The following is a 24,393-nucleotide window of genomic DNA, read 5'->3' as shown; positions in this document are numbered from 1 at the left end:
ACCCCCGGCGCTTTAGCCGGGGCGCGAGTTATCAGTTCAGCAGACCCGCGTGGCGCAGGGCGGCGTCAACCAGCGCCCTGGTGCCGTCAGTCAGCCCGGTCAGCGGCAGGCGCACCTCTTCGCTGCACAGGCCCAGCTTGCTCATCGCGTATTTCACGCCGACCAGCCCCGGCTCGGTAAAGATCGCCTGATGCAGCGGCATCAGCCGGTCCTGCACCTCGAGCGCCTTGGCGTAATCCCCCGCGGCGGTCGCCGCCTGCAACTGGGCGCAGAGACCGGGCGCCACGTTGGCCGTGACCGAGATGCAGCCCACCCCGCCTTGTGCGTTGAACCCGTGCGCGGTGGCATCCTCGCCCGAAAGCTGGATGAAATCGGTGCCACAGGTCATGCGCTGTGCGCTGACACGGGCCAGATCCCCGGTGGCGTCCTTGACGCCCACGATGCGCGGCAGTTTCGCCAGTTCGCCCATGGTGGCGGGCGACATGTCGATCACCGAACGCGGCGGGATGTTGTAGATAAAGATCGGCAGCGAGGTGGCATCATGGATCGCGGTGAAATGCGCGATCAGACCAACCTGGGTCGGCTTGTTGTAATAGGGCGTCACCACCAGCACCGCGTCGGCCTCGACCGATTCGGCATGCTGCGCCAGCCGCAGGCTTTCCAGCGTGTTGTTCGACCCCGCCCCGGCGATCACCGGCACGCGGCCGGCAGAGGCCTTGACCACCTCGGTCACGACGGTTTCATGCTCCGCATGGGTCAGCGTCGGGCTCTCGCCCGTGGTTCCGACCGGCACCAGCGCCGATGTGCCTTCGCTGATCTGCCATTCGACCAGCTGTTTGAGCGTATCCAGATCCAACTCGCCGTTGCGAAACGGTGTGACGAGGGCTGTCATTGAGCCTTTGAACATGGGCACGCTCCTTTTTTCATGATCCGCGCGGAAAAACTCCGCCTAACCTGAAACAGTTCCGTGATTGCTGTTGATCCCGGCCCGCCACAGATTATCGTCACAGGCTCTAGCCTTGGATGATCGGGAAATGCAAGCGATGTTGCGCATTCTAACGGTTCTGTTGTGCCTTTCTGCGGCCTTTGCTGGCGCCGTGCGGGCGGATGACGCGCAGAACCTGGCCCGCGCCATGGAATTGCTGCGCAAATGGGAATGGCCCGAGGCGCTCGCCGCCGCCGGCAAGGCCGAAAGCGTGGCCAGTGACGTTGTCGAATGGCACCGGCTGCGCGCCGGGTTGGGCGATGCGGCGGATGTCACCGGCTTTCTTGCACGGCGACCGGACTGGCCGGGCCTCGCCTGGCTGCGCCGCAAGAGCGAGGCGGCGATCGATGCCTTGCCCGGCGACGGGATCATCGCGTTTTACGCCGGGACGCCGCCGCAATCGCCCGAAGGCGTGCTGAGCCGCGCGCGGGTGCTGATTGCACGGGGCCAGCAGGGCGATGCCGAGGCCGAGCTGGTGCTGGCCTGGCGCACCATGCCAATGGGGCGGCTGATCCAGGCGAACTACCTGCGCCAACACGCCGAGCTGCTCGCGCCGCATCACGATGCCCGGCTGGACCGGATGCTGTGGGACAACCACCTGGTCAGCGCACGACAGATGCTGTCGCTGGTGGATGACGATCACCGGGCGCTGGCCGAGGCCCGGATCGCGCTGCGCGATATGGCCCCCGGCGTGGATGTCCGGATCGAGGCGGTGCCCGAGGAACTGAGCGGTGCGGCGGGGCTGGCGCATGACCGCTTTGTCTGGCGCGACCGCAAGGGCCGCGATGAGGATGCCATCGCCCTGTTGATGGAGCGCAGCATCAGCACCGAGGCCCTTGGCGAGCCCGAGCAATGGGCCCGCCGCCGCGCCAACCTTGCCCGCAAGACCATGCGCGCGGGCGAGCCGGAGCGCGCCTACCAGATCGCCTCGCGTCACTATCTGACCGAGGGCGCGTCTTATGCCGACCTAGAATGGCTGTCCGGGTTCATCGCCCTGCGCCAACTCGACGATCCCACCACCGCCCTGCGCCATTTTCAGCATTTCGAGGCGGCGGTGAAATCACCGATCTCGCGCGGGCGGGCCGGGTACTGGCTGGGCCGCGCCCATGAGGCGCTTGGCGACAGCGACGGTGCCCATGATGCCTATTCGCAAGGGGCCGAGCACCAGACATCGTTTTACGGCCTGCTCGCCGCCGAGCGGATCGGGCGTCCGTTTGATCCGGTGCTTGCCAACCCGCCCGACCTGCCGCCATGGCAAGAGGCCCCGTTCATGTCGTCCAGCGTGTTGCAGGCCGGGTTACTGTTATTAGAGGCCGGCGAACTTGATCTTGCCGAACGGTTCCTCGCGCATCTGGTCGAAAGCCTGGACCCGGTACAGGCCAACCAGCTGGGCGCGATGGTCATCGACAACGGCCAGCCGCATCTCGCGGTGATGATCGCCAAGCGCGCCGCGCAACAGGCGATGGTGCTGCACAGCGCCTATTTCCCGCTGCACCCGGTTGCGGATATGGACCTGCCCATGGCCCCGGAAATGACCCTGGCCATCGCCCGCCGCGAAAGCGAATTCGATCCCCGCGTGATCAGCGGCGCGGGCGCGCGCGGACTGATGCAGGTAATGCCCGCAACCGCCAGCGCCGTCGCCGAGGACATGGGGATCGCCGCCGGGCACAAAACCTCGCGCCTGATCGAAGAGTGGGAATATAACGCCCGCCTTGGCGCGCGCTATCTCGCCGGGCTGGCGGGCAGTTTTGACGGCAACGTCGTGATGATGGCGGCCGGGTATAACGCGGGACCGGGGCGCCCGCTGCAATGGGCCGAGGATTTCGGCGACCCGCGCAGCCCGGACGTGGACGTGATCGACTGGATCGAGTTCATTCCATTCAACGAAACCCGCAATTACGTGATGCGCGTCACCGAAAGCCTGCCGGTCTATCGCGCGCGGCTGGGCGGCGCGGCCCTGCCGGTGCCGTTCTCGCGCGAGCTTGCGGGCTCAACCCTTGACGCGTTCGCGCCATAGGGTGAACAGCCCGGCGGCCACGATGATCGCCGCGCCAATCGCCACGTTGTCGCGCAGGGTTTCGCCAAACACCACCATGCCCAGCAACGAGGCAAAGACCAGCTGGAAATAGGCAAAGGGCTGCACCGCGCTGGCCTCGGCAGCCTCGTAGCAGCGGATCAAGAGCCAATGTCCCAGCACCCCGGTGATGCACAGCGCCCCCATCCAGAGCCAGTCGGGGCCAGCCATCGGTTGCCAGAACCAGATGCCGATCCCGGTCATCAGGACCGCGCCAACCGTGCCGGTATAGAAAAAGCTGGTCGCGGTGGTATCGCGCCGGGCGGCATAGCGATTGAGCAGACCGTAGACCGCGAACATCACCGAGGACACCAGGGGGATGATCGCCAGGGGATCAAACACCCCGATCCCCGGTTGCAGGATGATCAGGACCCCGATGAACCCAACGGCAATGGCGCTCCACCGCCGCCAGCCCACGCGTTCACCCAGGATCGGCCCCGAAAGCGCGGCGATCAGCAGCGGGTAACAGGCAAAGACCGCATGGCTCTCGATCAGGCCAAGCACGGTGAACCCGAATACCGCAACACAGATTTCCGCCGCCAGCAACAGGCCACGGGTGATCTGGATCATCGGTTGCGAGGTCCGCATCGCAGCCCGCAAGCCACCCCGCGCCCGTGCCGCCAGCGCGATGACAAAGGCGGCAAAAAACCAATAGCGGATCATCACCACCATCATCGTGTTGTATTCACCGGCAAGATGCCGAGAGATGCCGTCCTGAAGCGCGAACACAACCGTCGTGGCAATCATCAACGTGACGCCAAGCGGGACGTTGTTGGTTTGCTGCGGCGGGTTGATCGTGCTCATGCCAATGCCCCCCGGACCATGTGCCGCTTGCGCCCGTATCCCGGCACCCGCGACACCTGGAACCCGGCCTGCGCCAGCCCGCGCCGCACGAACCCCGCGGCGGTATAGGTGGCCACGGTGCCGCCGGGGGCGGTATGGCGCGCGACATCCGACAACAGGGTTTCGCCCCAAAGCTCCGGGTTCTTGGCCGGTGAAAACCCGTCCAGGAACCACGCATCCGCCCGTCCCGCCCAGCCCGGCAGGGTTTCGCGCGCATCGCCGGTAATGACCGTCAGGCGCAGCGTCCCGAGATCACAGTCCCCCTGCCCGGTCCAGACCGCCAGGAACCGATCCCGCCAGGGCGACAGCGAGGGAAAGGCCGCAAGCGCCGTCGCCATGTCGTCGCGCGCCATCGGAAAGGCCTCGAAGCTGGTGAAGTTCAACGGCGAACGCTGCTCCGCCTGCTCCCACGCGGCCCAGGCGGTCAACATGTTCAACCCTGTGCCAAATCCAAGCTCGGCTATGTGGAACCCTTCGCGAAACCGCCCCGGCAAGCCGTTGCCCTCCAGAAACACGTGCCGGGTTTCGGCCAGGCCGTTCTCAAGGCTGAAATACGGATCGTCGAACCGGGTCGACACCGGCACATGGCCATCGCGCCATTGCAATTCTGCCTGCTGGTCCTGCATGTCCGGAATCCGTAAGAAGGTCTCACATCGCAGCGAGACATGGCGCAAGGAACGGGATTAGGCAATGGTCGATGTAACGATACGCGGCGCGGGGATCTTTGGCCTGTCGATTGCATGGGCCTGCGCACGCCGTGGCGCGTCGGTGCGGGTGATCGACCCCAACGGCCCGGGTTCCGGCGCTTCCGGCGGCATCGTGGGGGCGCTCGCGCCGCATGTGCCCGAGAACTGGAACGCCAAAAAGGCGTTTCAACTGGACAGCCTGCTGATGGCCGCCGGGTTCTGGCAGGATGTCGAAGCAACCGGCGGCGTTGCCTCGGGCTATGGGCGGACCGGGCGGCTGCAACCCATCGCGGACCGGCGGGCGCTCGATCTTGCGCGGCAACGGGCCGCGACCGCTGCGGAGCTCTGGCGGGGTCAGGCGGCGTGGACCATCCGGCAGACCGCCGATATCGGCCCGTTTGCCCCGGCCAGCGCCACCGGCCATGTCATTCACGACACGCTCAGCGCCCGGATACACCCAAGACGCGCGTGCGCCGCGCTTGTCGCGGCGCTCGGGGTTCTGGGCGTCACCATCGTGACCGACGCCCCGGATCGCGGGCTTGTGGTCCATGCCACGGGGGCCGACGGGCTGGCCGAACTGTCGCGCCTGATCGGCAAATCCGCCGGTGTCGGCGTCAAGGGCCAGGCCGCGCTGTTGCGATTTGACGCGGGCGCGGACGCGCCGCAGCTCTTTGTCGACGCCTTGCACCTGATCCCCCACGCGGACGGCACGCTGGCCATCGGCTCGACCAGCGAACGGGAGCATGACGACCCACGCGCCACCGATGCCCTGCTGGATGACGTGATCGAGCGGGCGATTGCCGCGATGCCCATCCTGCATGGTGTCTCGGTGATCGAACGCTGGGCCGGCATCCGCCCCCGCGCCCGCAGCCGCGCCCCGATGCTTGGCCCCTGGCCGGACAGGCCGGGTCATTTCATCGCCAATGGCGGGTTCAAGATCGGCTTTGGCATGGCCCCGAAGGTGGCGCAGGTCATGGCCGAACTGCTGCTGAACGAGCAGGATGCCATCCCCGCGGAGTTCCGGGTCGAGGCGTCACTCTAGCGCGCCGGGCCTACAGCATCGGCACCGCGTTGGCCGTCATCACCAGGCGTCCATCCGGCCCGCGCACCCACAGGTCAGTGTCGCGACGGCACAGGGCGGCGGCTTCGAAATCCATCAACGGCGAGGCCGCGCGATAGGAAAACTGCGCCAGCGGCCCGATCAGGTCGCGCGCCATCAGCATCAGATGCTGCGCCAATAGCGGCCCATGCACCACCAGCCCGCCATAGCCTTCGACATCCCGCGCATAGTCGCGGTCATAGTGGATGCGGTGCCCGTTGAAGGTGAGCGCCGAATACCGGAACAGCTGGATGGCATCAAAGCCGACCTCGCGCAGATCGCTCTCATCCGTGCGGGCGACAGGTGCAACCGGGCGCGGTGCGTCGTGGCCCGGATCCTGCCGATAGACGAGATCCTGCCATTCGCTCAGACAGACCCGATCCCGTTGCCGGTATTCGTGGCGCAGGGTCACAAAGGCCAGCGGCCCGGTGCGCCCGTGCTTGTGCCCGGCGGATTCAACGGTGCTGTGCCGTTCCGACGGTTCACCGGCAATCAGCGCATGGGCAAATCCCAGCCGCCCGCCGGCCCACATGCGACGCGGCAGACCCAGATCAGGGATCAGCCCGGAGCCCAGACGCGGGTGGCCATCGCGCCCCAGCCCAGAGGCCGCTTGCGGAGCCCAGAAATACAACTGCTGAAAAAACGGCGGCAGCGGGCTGCCGGCGTCGATATCGGGGGCATGGCCAAGCGCGACCTGAAAGGCCCGCGCCCGCGCCGGGTCAAGCTGGTCACCTTGGATTTCCGAGGCCGGAGACGCGTGTTTCATATGCCGAGCCTACACCATCCGGGGCCAACGCCAAATGGCGCAATGCCCTATCGGTCGATCTCGGCCCGCAGCTTGTCCATCAGGGCCTGCAATGTCTTGAGGTAGAGTTCGCTCGTGAGCTGGCCAGTCTCGTCAAACTGGTTGCGGGTGTCGGCAAGATGGAATTCGGGGCCTTGCAGGATGCGCGGCTGAAACGCCACCATCATCGCCCGCAGGATGGTCTGCGAACGTTCGCCCCCCGCGCGCCCGGCGGCGGCGGACATTACGGCGACGGGTTTGTCCTGCCAGGGCCGACCGCTGGTACGGCTGACCCAGTCCAGCGCGTTCTTGAGTACGCCCGACGGGGCCTTGTTGTATTCCGGGGTCGAGATCACCACGGCATCTGCCGCCGCAATCTGGTCGGCAAGCGCCTGAACCTCGCGCGGAATGCCCGGCCCGTCCTCGATATCGCCATCATAGAGCGGCAGGTGCAGATCGGCCTGGACAAAGGTGCAGGGGCCAAACAGCCGCGCGGCTTCGTGGATCAGCTTGGTGTTGGTCGACCCTGCCCGCAAGGCACCGGAAAGGCCGAGAAGTGTTGGTTGTGTCATGGTTGGTGGTCCTGTCCTGTCTGCAAGGTCACGCCGCCTGCGCGGTTCCCGTGCCAGACATCGCATATCGCCCGCCGGGTGGAAACGTCTGTTTCACGGCGCCGGCGGGCGCACAGGCTGCACGCCCCGCCGGAGACCGGTGTCAGGAGTTGCGCGGGATCACGACGATTTCGACACGCCGGTTCTGCGCCCGGCCCTCTGGCGTCAGGTTCGAGGCAAGCGGTTTTTCCTCGCCCTCGCCAAAGGTGTTGATCCGCGCACCGCTGACCCCGCCATTTTGCAGGATGCTGGCCACCGAATTCGCCCGGCGCAGCGACAGGCCCAGGTTATAGGTGGCGTCGCCGGTGCTGTCGGTATGGCCGATCACCTGCACGGTGCTGTCGGGATAGCGCAACAGGTGCTGCGCAACACGGCCGATATCGGCACGCAGCGACGGGGTGACATCGGCGCTGTCGGTGGCAAAGGTGATGTCCTGCGGCAGGGTCACGATCAGACGGTCGCCCGCGTTGGTGATGGTGATGCCGTCATTGGCCAGCTGCGCCCGCAGCTCGGCGGCCTGTTTGTCCAGCTCGTTGCCGACGATCCCGCCCGCGGCGGCCCCCGCCGCCGCACCGAGCAACAGGTTGCCGCCCTCGCCACCGGTCAGCGCCGAGACTCCGACACCCACCGCCGCACCCAAAAGCGCACCCTGCTTGGCCTTGGCATGCGGGTCGGGTTCACCGCCCAGCGTGGCCGGATCGTTACAAGCGCTCAGGGCAAGGGAAGCGGCCAGCGCCGCACCGATCATCGACTTGGAGAACATTTCATGTACCTTCTGCTCGCGCCCTGCTCTGCCAGGGCTGGTTGCGCGCAATATAGCATGATCCGCCCATCACGCCTCAAGGCACATTATCGAGAGTTCCGGCAGAATGTCGCCGGTTGCGGCTCCTCACGCCTCGGCGCGGGCGGATTCATAGGCCAGCAATGCACGCTTGACGGGAAGCCCCCAGTGATACCCGCCCAGACCCCCGGATTTGCGCAGGGCGCGGTGACAGGGGATCAGCCAGCTGACCGGGTTACGGCCAACCGCCGTGCCGACCGCGCGCACCGCCTTGGGATGGCCGATTGACTCGGCGATCTCGGAATAGGTGGTGACATGGCCCGACGGGATCGCCAGCAAGGCTTCCCAGACCTTGATCTGAAACGGCGCGCCGATCAGGTACAGCGGCGCCTTCTGGTCGGTGGGCTGTACCCCGAAGGCGGCTCGCACCCAGGGGCGCAGGGCCTCGGGATCCTCGACATAATCGGCGAGCGGCCAGCGCCCGGTGAGGTCCTCCATCGCCGCCGTCTCGCCGGTTTCCGATGCAAAGCCCAGCCCGCAAATGCCCTTTTTCGTACCCATCACCAGCGCCGGACCGAACGGGCTGTCGAACCAGCCCCAACAAATCGTCAGGCCGGCCCCCTTGGCCGCGAATTCGCCGGGGCTCATCGCCTCCCATCGCAGGAACAGGTCATGCAGGCGTCCCGACCCCGACAGGCCGATGCTGTGACTGGCATCCAGCGTAGTGAACCGCTCGCGCAACAGGGTCTTGGCATGGCCCAGGGTCAGATATTGCTGATACCGCTTGGGCGACACGCCGACCCAGCGGGAAAACAGCCGCTGAAAATGCGCCGGGCTCATGTCCATCCGCGCCGCCAGCTGATCGAGGGTCTGGGCCTCGCCGCCATTGTCGATCAATTCGATCGCCCGCCGCATGACGTTGAAATGATAACCGTCTTCCTGGGTTTGCACGTTCATGGCCTGTCATCCTGTCTGTGTCGTCCCAAGCTAGGCCATGGCCAACCGCGAAGCGACCCGGAACTTGCGGTTTTGCCCGGCGGGGTATCGCGAGGGAAACGCTTGCCGCGCGGTCGACCTGCCCCCTATGGTGGGGCTTCTGTTGCAACCGCACGCCGCGCGACGTATCAAGTTGACGCTAGGTAAGATGGAGGCGGAAAATGAGCCACACACCACCGGTCAAGGCCCTGGGGGCCAGCGACATTCGCGCAAGAAAGGGTGGCGAGCCGCTGGTCTGCCTGACCGCCTATACGACACCCATTGCCCAGATCGCGGACACCGAATGCGATCTTGTCCTGGTCGGAGACAGTGTCGGGATGGTGCTGCATGGGCTGCCATCGACCCTGTCGGTGACCATGGAAATGATGATCCTGCATGGCCAGGCGGTGGCGCGCGGTCTGAAACGGGCGCTGATGGTGGTGGACATGCCCTTTGGCAGCTATGAGGAAAGCCCCGAACAGGCGCTGCGCAACGCGGTGCGGCTGATGGCGGAAACCGGGGCCGGCGCGGTCAAGCTCGAAGGGGGCCGGCACATGGCGGGCACGATCCGTTTTCTTGTCGACCGGGGCATTCCGGTCATGGCGCATATCGGCCTGACCCCGCAATCGGTCAACGCGCTCGGCGGATACACGGTACAGGGCAAGGGCGACGACCGGCAGCGGGTGCTTGACGACGCGGCGGCAATTGCCGGGGCGGGGGCGTTCTCGGTGGTGCTCGAAAAAGTGCCCGCCGCGCTGGCCGACGAGATCACCGCCGCCATCGACATTCCCACGGTCGGCATCGGCGCATCGGCGGGCTGTGACGGCCAGATCCTGGTGATCGACGACATGCTCGGGCTGTTTGACGCCTTCAAGCCGAAATTCGTCAAGCGTTATGCCCACCTTGCCGCCGACGCCACCCAGGCGGTGCAACACTATGCCAGCGAGGTTCGCGCGCGCAGCTTTCCCGCACCGGAACATGTCTTTGTCGACAAGGGCAAGGACGCATGAAGATCATCCGCAGCAAGTCTGAACTGCGCGAGCTGACCCGTGGCTGGCGGGTCTCGGGCGAGAGCATCGGGGTGGTGCCGACAATGGGGGCCTTGCATGACGGACATCTGAGCCTTGTCTCTGCCGCCTGCGCGCGCTGCGACCGGGTGATCGTCACGCTGTTCGTGAACCCCAAGCAGTTCAACAACCCCGAGGATCTTGAAAAATACCCGCGCACCGAAGACTCGGACGCCGTCAAACTCGCGCCCTACGATGTCGATGTGCTCTATGTTCCCGATGGTGCCCAGATGTACCCGGACGGCTTTGCCACCACGATCTCGGTCGATGGTGTCAGCGACGGCTTGTGCGGCGCAACGCGGCCGGGGCATTTCGATGGCGTGGCGACCGTGGTGGCCAAGCTGCTGCGCCAGAGCGACGCGGATTTCGCGTTTTTCGGTGAAAAGGACTATCAGCAAGTGCAGGTGGTGCGGCGGGTGTCCGAAGATCTCGACCTGAATTGTGAAATCGTGCCCTGCCCCACGGTACGCGAAGACTCCGGCCTCGCGCTGTCCTCGCGCAACCTGCGCCTTGACGACGCGGCGCGGCAACGGGCCAGCATCATCCATGCCACGCTAAGCGAGACCGCCCGCGCCATCGCCAGCGGGCAGGAGGCGGGCAGCGCGCTTGACAAGGCCCGGGGCAGCCTGCTGGCGCACGGGCTGGGCCCCATCGACTATCTCGAGATGCGACGCGAGCGCGACCTGGCCGTTGTTCAGGACAACACTGCCCCTGCGCGGCTGTTCGTGGCGGTGTGGCTGGACGGTGTGCGGCTGATCGACAATCTCGCCATCGGGTGAGCGATGCGCCGGGCGACCCGTACGGGCAACCCGGCACCCCGCGTCATTCGGCAGCTTCGCCGATCTTGTCCTGGGTGCGGGTTTCGAAATCTGACGCGTCGTGGCGTTCATGCAGTTGCGTCTCGGGCTCGCCAAAGGCGCGGTTGACCATGCGGCCACGCTGTACTGCGGGGCGGGCATCGATGGCCTTGGCCCATCGCTGGACATTGGCATAGCTTTCCACGTCGAGGAACTCGGCCGCATCATAGAGACGCCCCAGGACCAGCTGCCCGTACCACGCCCAGTTGGCGATATCGGCAATCGTGTAGGCCTCACCCGCGAGATAGGGGCTCTCGGCCAGGCGCCGGTCCAGAACATCGAGCTGACGCTTGGTTTCCATCGCAAAACGGTTGATCGGGTATTCCATCTTGGTCGGCGCATAGGCGTAGAAATGCCCAAAACCGCCACCCAGATAGGGTGCGCTGCCCATCTGCCAGAACAGCCACGACAACATCTCGGGGCGATGGGCCGGATCGGCGGGCAGGAAGGCTCCGAACTTCTCGGCCAGATGCAGCAGGATCGAACCGCTCTCGAACACGCGGGTCGGCGGGGTCGTCGTATGATCCATCAGCGCCGGGATCTTTGAGTTCGGGTTGACCGAAACAAAGCCGCTGCCAAACTGGTCGCCCTCGCCGATATTGATCAGCCATGCGTCATATTCGGCATCCGCGTGCCCGGCGGCCAGCAGTTCCTCGAACATCACCGTCACCTTGACACCGTTCGGCGTGGCCAGCGAGTAGAGCTGGAACGGGTGTTTGCCAACCTGTAGCTCCTTGTCATGGGTCGGGCCGGCGATGGGCCGGTTGATGCTGGCGAACCGGCCGCCGCTTTCCGCATCCCAGGTCCAGACGCGGGGGGGTGTGTATTCGCTGCTGTCGGTCATGTGAAACATGTCTCCTGAGTGGTGTTTGCCAAGCAATGTGTGAACGATCCCCGCAATGTCCACCTGCACACATGCACAATCGCTGCGCGGTGCTGTGCGCGGTCGCTAGTCCGGCTGGCCATTGTCCGGGCTGTACCATGACCAGACGATGCTGACCGCATAGGCCAGCTCAAGCGCGATCAGCGTCAGCCATGTCTGCGTCAGCAGCGCGGCGGCCAGGAAAACAAAGCCGATCAGCAGGAATTTCACGCTCTTGCGGGCAACACGGGTTTTCTTGAAGGAATACGTGGGGATCCGGCTGATCATCAACATGCCGACCCCGATCATGTAACAGCCCACCACAACCGGCGAGACAAATTCGGGATCATTGGCCTGAAAGGACAGGAACAGCGGCAGCAGCACCAGGAACGCCCCGGCGGGGGCCGGCACCCCGACGAAACGGCTGCCTGAAGGGGTCGCGGTTTCCGACTTGCTGTCAAGGTTGAACCGCGCCAGCCGCATCACGCAGGTCACCGCATAGACCAGCGCCGCGATCCAGCCCGCGCCGGTGGTGTCCTGCATCGCGAAGGCATAGACCACAAGTGCCGGGGCAACCCCGAAATTCACCGCGTCGGCCAGCGAATCCAACTCTGCCCCCATCGGCGATTCCGAACGCAGCAGCCGCGCCAGCTTGCCATCCATGCCGTCCAGCACACAGGCGATCAGGATCATGATGACGGCGCCCTTGAACTGGCCGTGAAACCCCATCCGGATCGCGGTCAGCCCGGCACAGAGCGCGGTGATCGTCACCACATTGGGCAGCAACATGGCCAGCGGCATGTCCGAGCGTTGGGGATGCCGGTTCTCTTTCATGCCTAGGCGGTCCGGCCGGTGCGCGGAGACTCGTCCGAGGTCAGATCGGCGAGCACGGTTTCCCCCGCGACCATCGATTGCCCGACACTGACCAGCGGCGCCACGCCATCCGGCAGATAGACATCGACACGCGATCCGAACCGGATCAGGCCAAACCGCTCGCCTGTCATCATCTGCTGGTCTTCGTCGACGAAACAGACGATGCGGCGCGCCACCAGCCCGGCAATCTGCACCACGGCAACCTGCCGGCCATCGGCCATTTCGATACACAGGCTGTTGCGTTCGTTATCGACGCTGGCCTTGTCGAGCGACGCGTTCAGGAACTTGCCCGGCCGATAGGCCACCGCCGCGATGCGTCCGGCGATCGGGGCCCGGTTCACATGGCAATTGAACACGTTCATGAACACGCTGACGCGGGTCAGCGGCGCATCCGCCATGCCCAGTTCGGCCGGCGGCACCGCCGGTTCGATCAGCGACACGATCCCGTCGGCCGGGCTCACGAACAGCCCGTCGCGGATCGGGGTGGTGCGTTTGGGATCGCGGAAGAAATAATAGCACCAGACCGTCAGCCCCGCGCCGATCCAGCCCAGCGGCGCAAGGATCAGAAACAACAGGAAGGATATGACGGCAAACCCGGCGACAAAGGGGATGCCTTCGCGGTGCATGGGCTTGATGAAGGTGCCAAGCATGGTCATGGGTGATCAATCGCCTTTTCGATACTGATTGTTCCTAGCCCAGCTGTCCGGCGACAATCAACGCGATTATCAGGGCCGCGCCTATTTCGCGCCCGCCCGCGCCGCCGCGCGCAGCGGCATGACCTGCAACCGGGTTTCGGCAACCCGTACCACATCCGCCTCGATCCCGTACATGACCCTGAGATTGTCACAGGTCAGCACCGCCCCGGCGGATCCCGACGCGCGGATGGTTCCATCATGCAACCCGACCAGCCGGTCGGCGAACTGCGCCGCGAGGTTGAGATCATGCAGCGCCATGGCCACGACCGTGCCGGTGGTCGCGGTGAGATGGCGCAGCTTTTCCAGCACCAGAAGCTGATGGCGCAGATCCAGCGCGGCGGTCGGTTCGTCCAAAAGCAGCACCCGCGGTTCCCGGAACAGCGCCTGGGTAAGGAACACCAGCTGCCGCTGCCCGCCGCTGATCTCGTCCAGCCGCCGGGCCTGCAACCCCGCCAGGCCAAACCCGTCCAGCGCCTCGATGGCCGCGCGCACGACGCCGGTTGGCAACCGCATCCCCAGCGAGCGCAAACGCCCCAGCAAGACCACCTCGAGCACGGTCAGCGACGATGCCGCGCCGGTATCCTGCGGCATGTAGGCGATGTGCCGGCACCGGTCCGCAGACCGCATTGTCGCGCCATCGAGCCGCACCATTCCGGTAGAGGGCAACAGCCCGGCCAACGCCTTGAGCATGGTCGATTTTCCGGCCCCGTTACAGCCGATCAGGGCGGTCAGCTCACCGCTCTGCCAGGTATCGCGCAGCTCGCGCAAAACCGGAGCATCGCCATATCGGACGCAGAGCCCGTCAATTCCGAGGGTCACCAGTGTCTCCTTTGGCCGCGCAGGATCAGGAAGAACAGGAACGGCACGCCGATCACCGCGGTGACGATCCCGATGGGGATGACGGCACCGGGCGATACGATTTTCGAAAGGACCGAGGCCGACAGCATGATATTCGCCCCCGCCAGCGCCGCCATCGGCAGGAGCAGGCGCTGATCCTCGCCCACGGCCATGCGCGCGATATGGGGCGCGACCAGGCCGACAAACCCGATGGTGCCGACAAAGGCCACCGCTCCTGTTGTCAACAGCGCCACAACCGCGAAAATCTTGATCCGCAACGCCTGGACGTTGACGCCGATTGCCGCCGCCCGCCCGCCGCCAAGGCGCAAGGCCGTCAATTGCCACAGATTGGGCAGCACCGCGATGGTCGCCAGGACGATCACCGCCGCGACGATGGGCACGTTGCTCCAGCTGGCCCGCAACAGCGATCCGAACAGCCAGAACACGATGGCCTGCAACACTTCGGGCGAGGCAATGTATTGCACAAAGGACTGCGCCGCCTGGAACATGAACAGGGTGGCAATCCCGGCCAGCACCATGACTTCGGGGCTCATCCCCTGCATCCGCGCAAAGAAATAGACGATCCCCCCGGCCACGAGGCACATCGCAAAGGCCGACAGCGGAATGGTCAGCCAGGGCACCAGCGGCAGGGTCGCACCGGTCAGGATGACAATCGCCGCACCAAACCCGGCGGCAGCGGAAAAACCCAGTGTGTAGGGGCTGGCCAGCGGGTTGCCCAGGATGGTCTGCATATGCACCCCGGCCATGCCGAGCGCCACCCCGACCAGCACCGCCATGCAGGTCACCGGCAGGCGGATGTCATAGACGATCACCCGTGTCATCGAACTTGTTCCCGACGGGTTCAGCAGGGCGCGGGCCACCTCGCCAATGCCCAGCGTCGACGGCCCGGTCACGATATCGGCCACCATCAGCACTAGGAACAGCGCCACGCCACCGGCAAGCCACTTCAGCCGCTTGTGGACCAGGGCGCGATAGGCATCCGCCGAAGGCAGGTCGGAAGCGGCGATCCCCGCCGCCTCCGGTGTCTTGGCCTGGCTCATCCGTCCTGACCGGAGGGCAGTCTTGTCATGTAGGTGCCCTGGAACTGGACCGGCATGTAGGTTTCGAAGAACCGGTCAAGCGCGGCCTGCGGATCGACATCGGCAAAGCTCTGGGGATAGAGCGCCTTGGCCAGAAATTGCAGGAAGGCATAGTCATAGAGCGTGCGATTGCCGCCATGATAGACCGCATAGACTTGCCCGTTTTCCACCGCGTCCAACTCGTCCCAGCCCGGACGGTCCAGATAGGGCCGCATCCGCGCATGGGTCAGGGCGCTGTCGACATTGGGGCCCATGACGATCGCCTCGTCCTGACCGGACCAGCCCGACCCGGCCAGCAGGATCATTTCGGGATTCTGTGCCAGCACGTATTCCGCGCTGAGCGGTCCCCAGCTTTCGATCTGGCCATTGGCGATGTTCTGCGCGCCCAGCTGATCCAGAACCGCGCCCCATTGGGTGCCCGAATAGGAATTGTCATAGACATCCTTGCCCTTGCGACCCAGCTCGACATAGACCCGTGGGCCGGCCTCCTGGTCGATCTCGTCCAGGCGCGCCTGAACGGCGGCGACCGCGTCGGCATATTCGCTCGCAAGCTTTTCGGCGCGCTCTTCCTGGCCAAGGATCTGGCCCAGAAGACGGGTCGATTCCACGTGTTTTTCGACATTCTGCGCGTTGTAGTCGAGCACGACGATGGGAATGCCCGCATCTTCGATCCGGTCGGCCACCTCGCCCAGGGCATCATATTGCCAGCTGGCAAGCAGCACGAGATCGGGTTGTGCGGCAATCACCGTTTCGAGCGAAAAGGTGCCATCGCTGGTATGTCCCACATCGGCCAGCTCGGCAATCTGCGGCAGTGCCTCGACATAGGTCTGCCATTGCAGATTGCGCCAGCCTTCCCACGGCGCGCGCGAGATGGCGACAACGCGGTCAAACGCGTCGGGGCCGGCAACGGCCATGAAGTCTTCGAAGTAAAAGCCGAGCACGATGCGCTTGGCATCATGCGGCACTTCGACGGTGCGATCCGCCGTATCGGTCAGCGAAAGGTGATGCGCCCAGACGGGCATGGATGTGGTCGCCACGAAGGCAGCCGCGGCAAAACCGCGAAGAAGCGTGTTGAACATGATAAGGTCCTGAGTTCATACATGTGTCCGTCCACCCGCGCGGGTGGAACGGCAAAGACGGGTGGTATGCGGTGAACTCAGCCGACCGGCGGTGCCCGCGTCAGCGCATCCCCCACCAGCCGCAGGACAACATGCGACGGCGGCGACGGGACCATCCGGCCAGCGGCGTAAAATGCGACCGCCCGCCAATCGAAGCCCAGCCCGCGCGGCACGACAACCGCCTTGCCGAAACTGTGGCACCAGTCGCAGCCATGCGCGGGTTGCGACTGTTCGACGGGCTCTCCGGTCTCCAGGTCGATCAATACACGCGCGTTTTCATAGGCGGTGCAAAGCTCGATCAATACACCCGAGGCGGGCGCGGCCTGCAGGCCGCTCGCCATGGCAAACTGCACCACGAGCCAGGTCAGGGCCGGAAATACCAGCCCGAACCGCCGCCAGATGGAATTGTGCCGTTTAACCATTTGCGAAAAATCGCTGCCCCGAGGATCGCCACCGCCTAAGTCGCAGCTTGCCCCGGTCAAGTCAATCGCGGCGGTTGGCGTGAATTCGCCACCGCCGCGCCGGTCAGGTTGCGCATCAACCGCGCAGCACGCCGCCCGTCGCCTTGGTCACCTTTTCGACGATCTTGGCGCTCACGGCCTCGATATCGGCTTCTTTCAGCGTCGTCCTGGAGGGCTGCATCCGCACGGTCACGGCCAGCGATTTCTTGCCCTCGCCAAGGTTGCCGCCGATGAATTCGTCGAACACCCGCACGTCTTCGATCAGCGCCTTGTCGGCACCGGCCGCCGCATTCACCAGATCAAGCGCGTTGACATCGGCATCGACCACGAACGCGAAATCGCGTTCCACCGCCTGCAAGTCGCGCAGTTCCAGCGCCGCGCGGGTCGCGCCGCTCTTGCGGGGTTGCGGCACTTCGTCGGGCCAGATGGCAAAGCCCATCGCCGGCCCCTTGACGTCCATCGCCGACAGCACCTTGGGATGCAGCTCGCCGAACACGCCGAGCACCTTTTTCGGTCCAAGGCAAATCTGGCCATGCCGACCCGGGTGCCACCATTCGCGGGCACCGCGACGGATTTGCACCTTGGCCGGGGCACCGATTGCCGCCAGCACCGCCTCGACATCGGCCTTGACGTCATAGAGATCAACCGGGCGCGTCGCACCATGCACGTCCTTGGGGCCGGTGCGTCCGATCAGAAGGCCGGTCACCAGGTTGTGCTGTTCGCCCGGCTCGCCACCGTGAAAGGCAGGTCCGACCTCGAACAGGGCGAGATCCATGAAACCGCGTGCCTGGTTGCGCGCCGCCGCCTGAAGCAGCCCCGGCAACAGGGCCGGGCGCATATGGCTCATCTCAGTGCTGATCGGGTTTTCCAGCCGGGTCGCATCGTCACCACCGCCAAACAGCGCCGCGCTGGCCTTGTCGATGAAGGAATAGCTGACGCATTCGTTATAGCCCAGCGATGCACAGGTCCGGCGCGCCGCCTGGGCCCGCCGTTGCGCGACGGTCATCACCGGCCGGGGCACGCCGTCGGTCAGGCGCGGCAAGGGGCGCCCCTCAAGCCCGGTCAGCGATGCAATCCGGGCGACTTCCTCGACCAGGTCGGCCTCGCCCTGCACATCGGGTCGCCAGCTCGGAACCCGCGCCATGTCGCCGTCCAGCACAAAGCCCAGCCTGGCCAGTGTTTCACGCTGTGTATCGGCGGCAATTTCCATGCCAACAAGGCTCTGAACTCGGTCGGTATCGAGCCGGTAGGCACGGGAATGATCGGGCACCGCGCCGGCGACGACAACCTCGGACGGCTCGCCCCCGCACAGATCGAGGATCATCTGCGTTGCCAGTTCCAGACCCGGCAGGGTGAATTCCGGATCGACGCCGCGCTCGAACCGATAACGCGCGTCGGAATTGACCTTGAGCGCGCGCCCCGCCAGCGCGATCTGGATGTGATCCCAAAAGGCGCTCTCGACAAACACGTCCACGGTTTCCCCGGTCACGCCGGTCGCCGCGCCGCCCATGATGCCGGCGATACTTTCGGCTCCGGTGTCGTCGGAAATCACCATCATGCCCGGTTCAAAGGTGTAATCCTTGTCATCGAGCGCTGTCAGGGTCTCGCCTCCCGCCGCACGATGAATCCGCAACCCGCCGTTCATCCTGGCCACGTCAAACACGTGCAGCGGCCGGTTGCGGTCAAAGGTGAAATAGTTGGTGATGTCCACCAGCGTCGAGATCGGCCGCAAACCGATGGCCCGCAGACGATCCTGAAGCCATTGCGGGCTGGGCCCGTTCTTGACCCCCCGGATCACCCGCCCGGTGAACAGCGGGCAGCCATCCAGCGTATCTTCGTCGATGCCGACCGATACAGGGCACGGGAAATCGCCGGGCACCGGGGTCACGTCGTGCTGTTTCAGCGTGCCAAGGCCACGTGCCGCCAGATCGCGGGCAATCCCTTCGACCCCAAGCGCATCCGGCCGGTTCGGCGTGATCGCGATCTCGATGACCGGGTCCACCTTGGCCGGGTCGTTCTCGGCCAGCCAGTCGATGAACCGGTCGCCGACTTCGCCGCTGGGCAGTTCGATGATACCGTCATGCTCCTCGGACAGTTCCATCTCGCGCTCGGACGCCATCATGCCGAAACTCTCGATGCCGCGGATCTTGCCAACCGCAATGGTCGTGTCGATGCCGGGCACATAGACGCCGGGCTTGGCCACGACCACCGTGATCCCCTCGCGCGCGTTGGGGGCGCCACAGATGATCTGCAATTCGCCCTCATCCGTCGCGACCTTGCATACCCGCAACCGGTCGGCATCGGGGTGCTGCTCGGCATGGACGACCTTGCCCAGGGTAAAATCCGCCAGCCGCGCCGCAGGGTTCGTCACCTCTTCGACCTCAAGGCCCAGATCGGTCAGGGCATAGAGGATCTCGTCAAGGCTGGCATCGGTATCCAGATGGTCTTTCAACCAGGAAAGCGTGAATTTCATGGCTCGGGCCCTTGCGGTCAGTTCGCGTTGCCGCAGGCAATGGCAAAGAATGGGCCGGTGTGCAAGTCGCAGCACGCCCGGCGGCGCCGCAATCGCCCGGCCCCATCGCATTCCAACACGACCCCGGCGGGGCCGGTCGGGGCCAGACGGGCAGATCACGCGCCCTTTACGTCCGGGCCAGCGGTGCCCCCCGTTCACCCAAGGTAATGACCCGCAGCGCCCGCCCGGTAAAGCTGCCGGAACCTGCGCCTATTATCGATGCAAAAACAACGGTATACATGACCGCACCCAGAAATTGCGGACCAACGGCCTCGACAATTCCGTTCACGAAATTGGAGAAGAAGATCAACATCAGGATCGCAAGCGTGATCCGGTCACCCTTGAGCTGCATGCGCCGCCCGGTTTTTTGCAGGATCAACCCGTCCTGCCAACGATAGGCCAGCCCCATGCCAAGCAGATAGCAAAGGGCAAAGGCCACCCAGTTTAGCGGCACGTGAACCAATCCGCCGACAGAGCCGGCCGCGCTCAACCCGAAAAGCGGGTAAAAGAAATAGGGAATCGTGGAACTCCTGCGCGATTTCATCGACAGCAGGCCAACCGCCAACAGCACAAGAAACAATGGCCACACCCATCCGGGTGCATTTTGCCAGATACCGAGAATGATCCTGTCCACAATACCGCCTGTCGTTCTGAAGTGACCTGAAGCTCTATGTGCGATGCCTTGTCACATGACCAGCGAAAAAACCGCCACCTGCTGTCGATGGAGCGGGGTTGGGCTAGTGTTCGGCCTTCCCCTCCAGGAACCGCCGCTTGGCCTCTTCCGCCCGGCCATAATCGCGCACCATGGCGTCGATTGCCGCCTCGTCCGACTTGTCCGCATAGCGGAACTCGCTGTCTGCATAGCGGTTGATCTCTTGCAGCACCATGTCGGTGGTGATCGGCACCCGCAGATCGGCGATCATCGCCTTCTTGGTGTCGTAATCCCTGAACAGGAACAGTTCGGGGTTCTCCATCCATTCATCTGGCAGCTCGAAATCCATTGCCCGCACCTTGACCGCGTCGGTGATGTTCTTGATTGCCCGCCCGGTGAACCGCGCATCAGCCTGCTGGATCGCCTTGAGATAGGTCCCCATCCCCGCGAGCGTGTCAAATTCGCCAACCTCGCCGCGCACCCGGTCAAACACCGCGCGCAAACCGTCCTCATGCGGTCGGTTGTGGCCCTCAAAGCTGGCCGTCACCGCGGTCTTGATCTCTTGCGCCGCAAACAGCGCGTGATCGCCCAGCGGGATGTCGTGGTTTCCGCCCATCAACAGGGCAAGGATGTCGATGTAATCCTCGCGCGACTGCGGCCCGTCGACAAGAAACCGCGCCCCGGCGCGCTGGCGCAGGGCGTCGTCGACATTCTCGGGATAGTTCGAGAACATGCCAAACGTACAATTGCCGCGCACAACCGTGTTGGCCCCGGCAAAGCTCTCCATCAACACGGCGGTGATCTCGAGCTGCCCGGCGCTGGATTGCCGGTCGCCACGTTTTCCGGCCAGCTGGTCGATGTCGTCGATGGTGCCGAACCCGATCACCGCCGGATCAAGGATCGTGTTAATGAACGCCTTGGCATTCTGCCCCGATTTGCCTTGATAGCTATCGATATTGTCGGTGCTCAGGTTCTGGTACCGGAACGGATAGCCTGCGTTCTGGCAGTAGTCGTTGATCATCCCCGCCATCATCTGGATCAGCGTGGTCTTGCCGGTGCCCGGCTTGCCATCGCCCATGAAGGTAAAGATGAATCCGCCCAGTTCCGCAAACGGGTTCAGGCGGCGGTCAAAATCATAGGCCATCAGCATCTTGGCCAGCTTCATCGCCTGGTACTTGGCGATATGGTTGCCCACCACCTCGTTCGGTTTCTTGAACGTCATGGTCAGCGTGGACGATTTTGCCTTGCTCGCCGGTGAAAAGCCCCGGAGCGTCAGATCATCGGCCTCGACCCGCCACACCGCCTCGTCAAACGGGGCGAGATGCGCGGCGTTCTGCGCCCGCAACGCCACCTTGTCCATCAACTGCTCGGCATGGGCGCTGGCCGTGGCGATCAGGCGCGCATCATCGGTTGCATGTGCAGCCAGACTCTGATCCAGCTCCCACAGCGCTCCGTGCAGGGCGAGCTGCCCGTTATCCGTCAGAACCTCCTGCACCTCGCCCGGTTCGACCGAGGTTTCCGACATGTGCGACGACAGCAGATAGGCCAGCGCATTGGCAAAGACATGCAGCGTGATCAATGCCTCGGCGGTCAATAACTCGGAAAACTCGGTCTTGCGCGCGGGCGGCAGATCTCCGGCCAGGTTGGCGCGCTTCAGTTCGGCCAGCGGGGTCACCGCGCCATAGGTTTCAACCACTGCCAGCGCAATCGCCAGCGCCCGCCGCAGGGATTGCATCGCGACGGCCTGCCTTGGCGAAGTCAGCACGTCGCCCCCGTCCGCCGCCTCGACCCGCTCGATCAACCGCACACCGTCGGGCCGCGTGCTGCGCTGTGTGGCCAGCCCCGGCGTGGTCGAACGAAACCGCCGCCGCGTGCCGATCCCGGCGGATCGCTCGGGCGCGGCCACCGCGCGCGCCGAGGCAATGCGCGGCGCATGATCGAACCCGACAAGCAGGGCTTCGGCCGCGGGATAATGTTTGCGAATGTCATCCTCGCGCAGTTCCATCTGGTCGGTGGTCAGGCTCATCCGATGTAACTCTCCGTCGCATATCCCGCCCCAGATTGCGCGTATTCCCGAGGCGCATCAAGGGCGCGTGAGCGGATCGCGGCGTCGCGGGCCAGCTGTCGGGCAATGGGCCTTTGCCGTTTCAAACATCCGGCGGCTGGGTTAGGAACGACAAAAACGGATGTGATCAGATGAGTCTCAAGCCCGATTTCTTCGAATTGCTGGCCCGTGCACGCGCCGACCTGCGCATGGGGGTGCCGGTGGTTCTTGCCGATCAGGACAGCGCGATTCTCGCCCTGTCGGCGGAAACCCTGAACGGGGCGCGTCTGGCCGATCTGCGCGCGGTTGCCGATACCCCCGTGGTGGCAATTACCGCGCGCCGCACCGAAACGCTCAAGGCGCGGGCCTATGATGGCGATCTGGCACGGATCATCATGCCGGCGGATGCCGATGCGGGCTGGGTGCGGTCGGTGGCAGATCCCGCCGATGATCTGAACGCGCCGATGAAGGGGCCGCTGATGTCGGAACGTGGCGGCAAGGCCGATCTGCATCGCGCCGCGCTCAGGCTGGCCAAGGCCGCGCGCCTGCTGCCTGCGGTGGTGGCGGTGCCGGTCGCGGACCCGGCGATGTTCGCGGCACAGAACGGGCTGACGCTGATCGACGGAGAACAGGCCGCCCGCCACCTGAATGACCGCAGCCCGCTGGACGACATTGTCAGCGCCCGCCTGCCAATGCAGGTTTCGGAGGCCGGTCGCCTTCATATCTTTCGCCCGGAAGATGGCGGCGAAGAGCATTACGCGGTGGAAATCGGCAAGCCGATGCGCGACCAACCGGTGCTGGCGCGGCTGCATTCGGCCTGCTTTACCGGCGACCTGCTGGGCAGCCTGAAATGCGATTGCGGCCCGCAATTGCGCGCCGCGATGGCGCAGATGGGGGCCGAGGGCGCAGGCGTTCTGCTGTATCTCAACCAGGAGGGCCGCGGCATCGGCCTTGCCAACAAGATGCGCGCCTATAGTTTGCAGGATCAGGGCTTTGACACGGTCGAGGCTAATCACCGTCTTGGTTTCGAGGATGACGAGCGTGACTTCCGCCTTGGCTCGGATATCCTGAAATCTCTGGGTTTCTCATCTGTCCGGCTGCTCACCAACAACCCGGCCAAGATCGCGATGATGGAGAATACCGGCATCAAGGTCGTGGAACGTGTGCCGTTGAAAGTGGGCGAAACCGCGTTCAACACCGGCTATCTGGCAACCAAGGCGGCAAAATCCGGCCACCTGCTATGAGCGCGGGCGACATGGTGCTGACCCGCCTGGGGCTGCGCTTTGGCGGGCGGCGGTTTCCCTGTGCCATCGGCAAGGGCGGCATCACCAACGACAAGCACGAGGGCGATGGCGCGACGCCGGCGGGTATCCATCGCATCGCCGGGCTGCTGTATCGTCCCGACCGCATGGCCCGCCCAACGGCCTGGGCGCGCCCGATCGGACCGGTTGACCTGTGGTCGGACGACATTCGCGACCCCGAATACAACCTGCATGTGTGCAAACCGCACGACTTTGGCCACGAATCACTGCGCCGCGCCGATCCGCTTTACGATCTGATACTGCTCACAGACTGGAACTGGCCGCGCGCGGTGCCGGGGCGGGGGTCGGCGATTTTCCTGCATCAATGGCGCAGACCCGGTTATCCGACCGAGGGCTGTATCGCCTTTCGGCGCGATCACCTGCGCTGGATTGCGCGGCGGGCGGCTCCGGGCACGCGGCTGATCGTATCGCTTTAGGTCCGGCCGAGCGTCCGTTCGCCAAAGATCGCCGATCCAACGCGCACATGGGTCGCCCCAAGCGCGATGGCGGTTTCAAAATCGGCACTCATCCCCATCGACAGCCCGCTCAGCCCGTTGCGCGCGGCCATCTTGGCCAGCAGGGCAAAATGCAGCGCCGGCTCTTCGTGCACGGGCGGGATGCACATCAGCCCGCGAACCGGCAAATCAAGCGCGCGGCATTCGGCGATGAACCCGTCTGCCTCGGTTGGCAGGATGCCGGCCTTCTGGTCTTCTTCGCCGGTATTCACCTGGATGAACAGGTCGGGACACGCGCCCAGCTCCTGCGCCAGCCGCGCCAGCGTCTTGGCGAGCTTGGGGCGATCGACCGAATGAATGGCGTCGCACAGTTCCATCGCCTGCCGCGCCTTGTTGCTCTGCAAGGGTCCGATCAGGTGCAGGTCGATTCCGTCAAACTGCTCGCGGAACATGGGCCATTTGCCCGCCGCTTCCTGAACCCGGTTTTCTCCGAAACAGCGGTGCCCCTGGCTCAGAACACCCTCGACCCGTTCATTCGGCTGCACCTTGGACACCGCGATCAGGGTCGTGGATCCGGGCACCCGCCCGGCGGCGGTCTCGGCGGCGGTCATACGTGTGGTGATGTCGGAAAGGGGCATCTGGTCCTCGCGGGCGGTTTTCCCGACAGAAACACCAGACGGCCGCAAAAGAAAAGGGCGAGCCACGAGGGCCCGCCCAAAAT

At 64.9% G+C, this 24,393-nt stretch carries 24 protein-coding genes; 6 read left to right on the top strand and 18 right to left on the bottom strand.

All coding sequences use genetic code 11. From position 1 onward, the window contains the following. Positions 1 to 31 precede the first annotated feature (31 nt). Positions 32 to 907 (bottom strand): 4-hydroxy-tetrahydrodipicolinate synthase, encoded by an 876-nt coding sequence (gene dapA / locus ACP15R_RS21100; RefSeq protein WP_424988048.1) that lies wholly within the window; start codon positions 905 to 907, stop codon positions 32 to 34. Between the two features lie 136 nt (positions 908 to 1,043). Here dapA and ACP15R_RS21095 point away from each other — a divergent pair, with 136 nt between their 5' ends. Further along, positions 1,044 to 3,002: a transglycosylase SLT domain-containing protein gene (locus ACP15R_RS21095; RefSeq protein WP_424988047.1), complete on the top strand. Its 1,959-nt coding sequence runs from the start codon at positions 1,044 to 1,046 to the stop codon at positions 3,000 to 3,002. Here ACP15R_RS21095 and ACP15R_RS21090 read toward each other — a convergent pair. Together ACP15R_RS21090 and mnmD are read right to left on the bottom strand one after the other, a co-directional pair. Further along, entirely contained in the window at positions 2,976 to 3,863 is an 888-nt protein-coding gene (locus ACP15R_RS21090; RefSeq protein WP_424988046.1) for a DMT family transporter, read from the bottom strand. The two genes, ACP15R_RS21095 and ACP15R_RS21090, sit on opposite strands and share 27 nt — an antisense overlap. Further along, complete coding sequence (gene mnmD / locus ACP15R_RS21085; protein WP_424988045.1) at positions 3,860 to 4,528, bottom strand: tRNA (5-methylaminomethyl-2-thiouridine)(34)-methyltransferase MnmD; 669 nt, start codon at positions 4,526 to 4,528, stop codon at positions 3,860 to 3,862. The genes ACP15R_RS21090 and mnmD overlap by 4 nt, the downstream gene beginning before the upstream one ends. Before the next feature lie 64 nt (positions 4,529 to 4,592). Between mnmD and ACP15R_RS21080 the strand changes: the two genes are divergently transcribed. Next, positions 4,593 to 5,630 (top strand): NAD(P)/FAD-dependent oxidoreductase, encoded by a 1,038-nt coding sequence (locus ACP15R_RS21080; RefSeq protein ID WP_424988044.1) that lies wholly within the window; start codon positions 4,593 to 4,595, stop codon positions 5,628 to 5,630. Between the two features lie 10 nt (positions 5,631 to 5,640). On the opposite strand, the gene ACP15R_RS21075 is transcribed toward ACP15R_RS21080, so the two are convergent. From ACP15R_RS21075 to ACP15R_RS21060, 4 genes are all read right to left on the bottom strand, one after another. Then, the gene (locus ACP15R_RS21075; RefSeq protein WP_424988043.1) at positions 5,641 to 6,453 is read right to left on the bottom strand and encodes an FAS1-like dehydratase domain-containing protein; all 813 of its coding nucleotides are present in this window, start codon (positions 6,451 to 6,453) and stop codon (positions 5,641 to 5,643) included. A gap of 47 nt (positions 6,454 to 6,500) precedes the next feature. Further along, positions 6,501 to 7,043 (bottom strand): NADPH-dependent FMN reductase, encoded by a 543-nt coding sequence (locus ACP15R_RS21070; protein ID WP_424988042.1) that lies wholly within the window; start codon positions 7,041 to 7,043, stop codon positions 6,501 to 6,503. 142 nt (positions 7,044 to 7,185) lie between these two features. After that, positions 7,186 to 7,845 carry an OmpA family protein gene (locus tag ACP15R_RS21065; protein ID WP_424988040.1) on the bottom strand — a complete coding sequence of 220 codons (660 nt, stop codon included), beginning with the start codon at positions 7,843 to 7,845 and terminating at the stop codon, positions 7,186 to 7,188. 126 nt (positions 7,846 to 7,971) lie between these two features. Next, positions 7,972 to 8,820, bottom strand: a complete 849-nt coding sequence (locus ACP15R_RS21060) for a methylated-DNA--[protein]-cysteine S-methyltransferase (protein ID WP_424988038.1) — start codon at positions 8,818 to 8,820, stop codon at positions 7,972 to 7,974. A gap of 200 nt (positions 8,821 to 9,020) precedes the next feature. Here ACP15R_RS21060 and panB point away from each other — a divergent pair, with 200 nt between their 5' ends. Next, a complete protein-coding gene (gene panB / locus ACP15R_RS21055; RefSeq protein ID WP_424988037.1) occupies positions 9,021 to 9,848 on the top strand; it encodes a 3-methyl-2-oxobutanoate hydroxymethyltransferase in 828 nt (275 codons plus the stop codon). Next, the gene (gene panC / locus ACP15R_RS21050; RefSeq protein ID WP_424988036.1) at positions 9,845 to 10,684 is read left to right on the top strand and encodes a pantoate--beta-alanine ligase; all 840 of its coding nucleotides are present in this window, start codon (positions 9,845 to 9,847) and stop codon (positions 10,682 to 10,684) included. The genes panB and panC overlap by 4 nt, the downstream gene beginning before the upstream one ends. A gap of 43 nt (positions 10,685 to 10,727) precedes the next feature. Here the strand turns inward: panC and yghU are convergent, their stop codons facing one another. The 10 genes from yghU to ACP15R_RS21000 form a co-directional block, all read right to left on the bottom strand. Beyond that, positions 10,728 to 11,606: a glutathione-dependent disulfide-bond oxidoreductase gene (gene yghU / locus ACP15R_RS21045; protein WP_424988035.1), complete on the bottom strand. Its 879-nt coding sequence runs from the start codon at positions 11,604 to 11,606 to the stop codon at positions 10,728 to 10,730. Positions 11,607 to 11,711: 105 nt separating this feature from the next. Next, positions 11,712 to 12,458 (bottom strand): CDP-diacylglycerol--serine O-phosphatidyltransferase, encoded by a 747-nt coding sequence (gene pssA / locus ACP15R_RS21040; protein ID WP_424988034.1) that lies wholly within the window; start codon positions 12,456 to 12,458, stop codon positions 11,712 to 11,714. Between the two features lie 2 nt (positions 12,459 to 12,460). After that, on the bottom strand, positions 12,461 to 13,153 hold the full coding sequence (locus tag ACP15R_RS21035) for a phosphatidylserine decarboxylase (protein ID WP_424988033.1): 693 nt from the start codon (positions 13,151 to 13,153) through the stop codon (positions 12,461 to 12,463). Between the two features lie 81 nt (positions 13,154 to 13,234). Beyond that, a complete protein-coding gene (locus tag ACP15R_RS21030) occupies positions 13,235 to 14,011 on the bottom strand; it encodes an ABC transporter ATP-binding protein (RefSeq protein ID WP_424988032.1) in 777 nt (258 codons plus the stop codon). Beyond that, positions 14,008 to 15,090 carry a FecCD family ABC transporter permease gene (locus ACP15R_RS21025; RefSeq protein WP_424988031.1) on the bottom strand — a complete coding sequence of 361 codons (1,083 nt, stop codon included), beginning with the start codon at positions 15,088 to 15,090 and terminating at the stop codon, positions 14,008 to 14,010. The genes ACP15R_RS21030 and ACP15R_RS21025 overlap by 4 nt, the downstream gene beginning before the upstream one ends. Further along, the gene (locus ACP15R_RS21020) at positions 15,087 to 16,208 is read right to left on the bottom strand and encodes an ABC transporter substrate-binding protein (RefSeq protein WP_424988030.1); all 1,122 of its coding nucleotides are present in this window, start codon (positions 16,206 to 16,208) and stop codon (positions 15,087 to 15,089) included. Before ACP15R_RS21020 ends, ACP15R_RS21025 begins: the two co-directional genes overlap by 4 nt. Positions 16,209 to 16,285: 77 nt before the next feature. After that, on the bottom strand, positions 16,286 to 16,669 hold the full coding sequence (locus tag ACP15R_RS21015) for a hypothetical protein (RefSeq protein WP_424988029.1): 384 nt from the start codon (positions 16,667 to 16,669) through the stop codon (positions 16,286 to 16,288). A 115-nt stretch (positions 16,670 to 16,784) separates the two neighbouring features. Beyond that, positions 16,785 to 19,181 (bottom strand): phenylalanine--tRNA ligase subunit beta, encoded by a 2,397-nt coding sequence (gene pheT / locus ACP15R_RS21010; protein ID WP_424988028.1) that lies wholly within the window; start codon positions 19,179 to 19,181, stop codon positions 16,785 to 16,787. Between the two features lie 166 nt (positions 19,182 to 19,347). Continuing rightward, positions 19,348 to 19,854: a hypothetical protein gene (locus tag ACP15R_RS21005; RefSeq protein ID WP_424988027.1), complete on the bottom strand. Its 507-nt coding sequence runs from the start codon at positions 19,852 to 19,854 to the stop codon at positions 19,348 to 19,350. Between the two features lie 103 nt (positions 19,855 to 19,957). Next, on the bottom strand, positions 19,958 to 21,898 hold the full coding sequence (locus tag ACP15R_RS21000; RefSeq protein ID WP_424988026.1) for an ATP-binding protein: 1,941 nt from the start codon (positions 21,896 to 21,898) through the stop codon (positions 19,958 to 19,960). A gap of 662 nt (positions 21,899 to 22,560) precedes the next feature. Here ACP15R_RS21000 and ribA point away from each other — a divergent pair. Together ribA and ACP15R_RS20990 are read left to right on the top strand one after the other, a co-directional pair. Next, on the top strand, positions 22,561 to 23,160 hold the full coding sequence (gene ribA, locus ACP15R_RS20995) for a GTP cyclohydrolase II (RefSeq protein ID WP_424988066.1): 600 nt from the start codon (positions 22,561 to 22,563) through the stop codon (positions 23,158 to 23,160). Beyond that, positions 23,157 to 23,654, top strand: a complete 498-nt coding sequence (locus ACP15R_RS20990) for a L,D-transpeptidase family protein (RefSeq protein WP_424988025.1) — start codon at positions 23,157 to 23,159, stop codon at positions 23,652 to 23,654. The genes ribA and ACP15R_RS20990 overlap by 4 nt, the downstream gene beginning before the upstream one ends. On the opposite strand, the gene ACP15R_RS20985 is transcribed toward ACP15R_RS20990, so the two are convergent. Beyond that, entirely contained in the window at positions 23,651 to 24,310 is a 660-nt protein-coding gene (locus tag ACP15R_RS20985) for a YggS family pyridoxal phosphate-dependent enzyme (RefSeq protein WP_424988023.1), read from the bottom strand. The genes ACP15R_RS20990 and ACP15R_RS20985 overlap by 4 nt on opposite strands. Positions 24,311 to 24,393 lie beyond the last annotated feature (83 nt).

It is taken from the genome of Microbulbifer sp. S227A (assembly GCF_049800935.1).
This window is presented reverse-complemented; position numbering and strand designations above follow the sequence as displayed.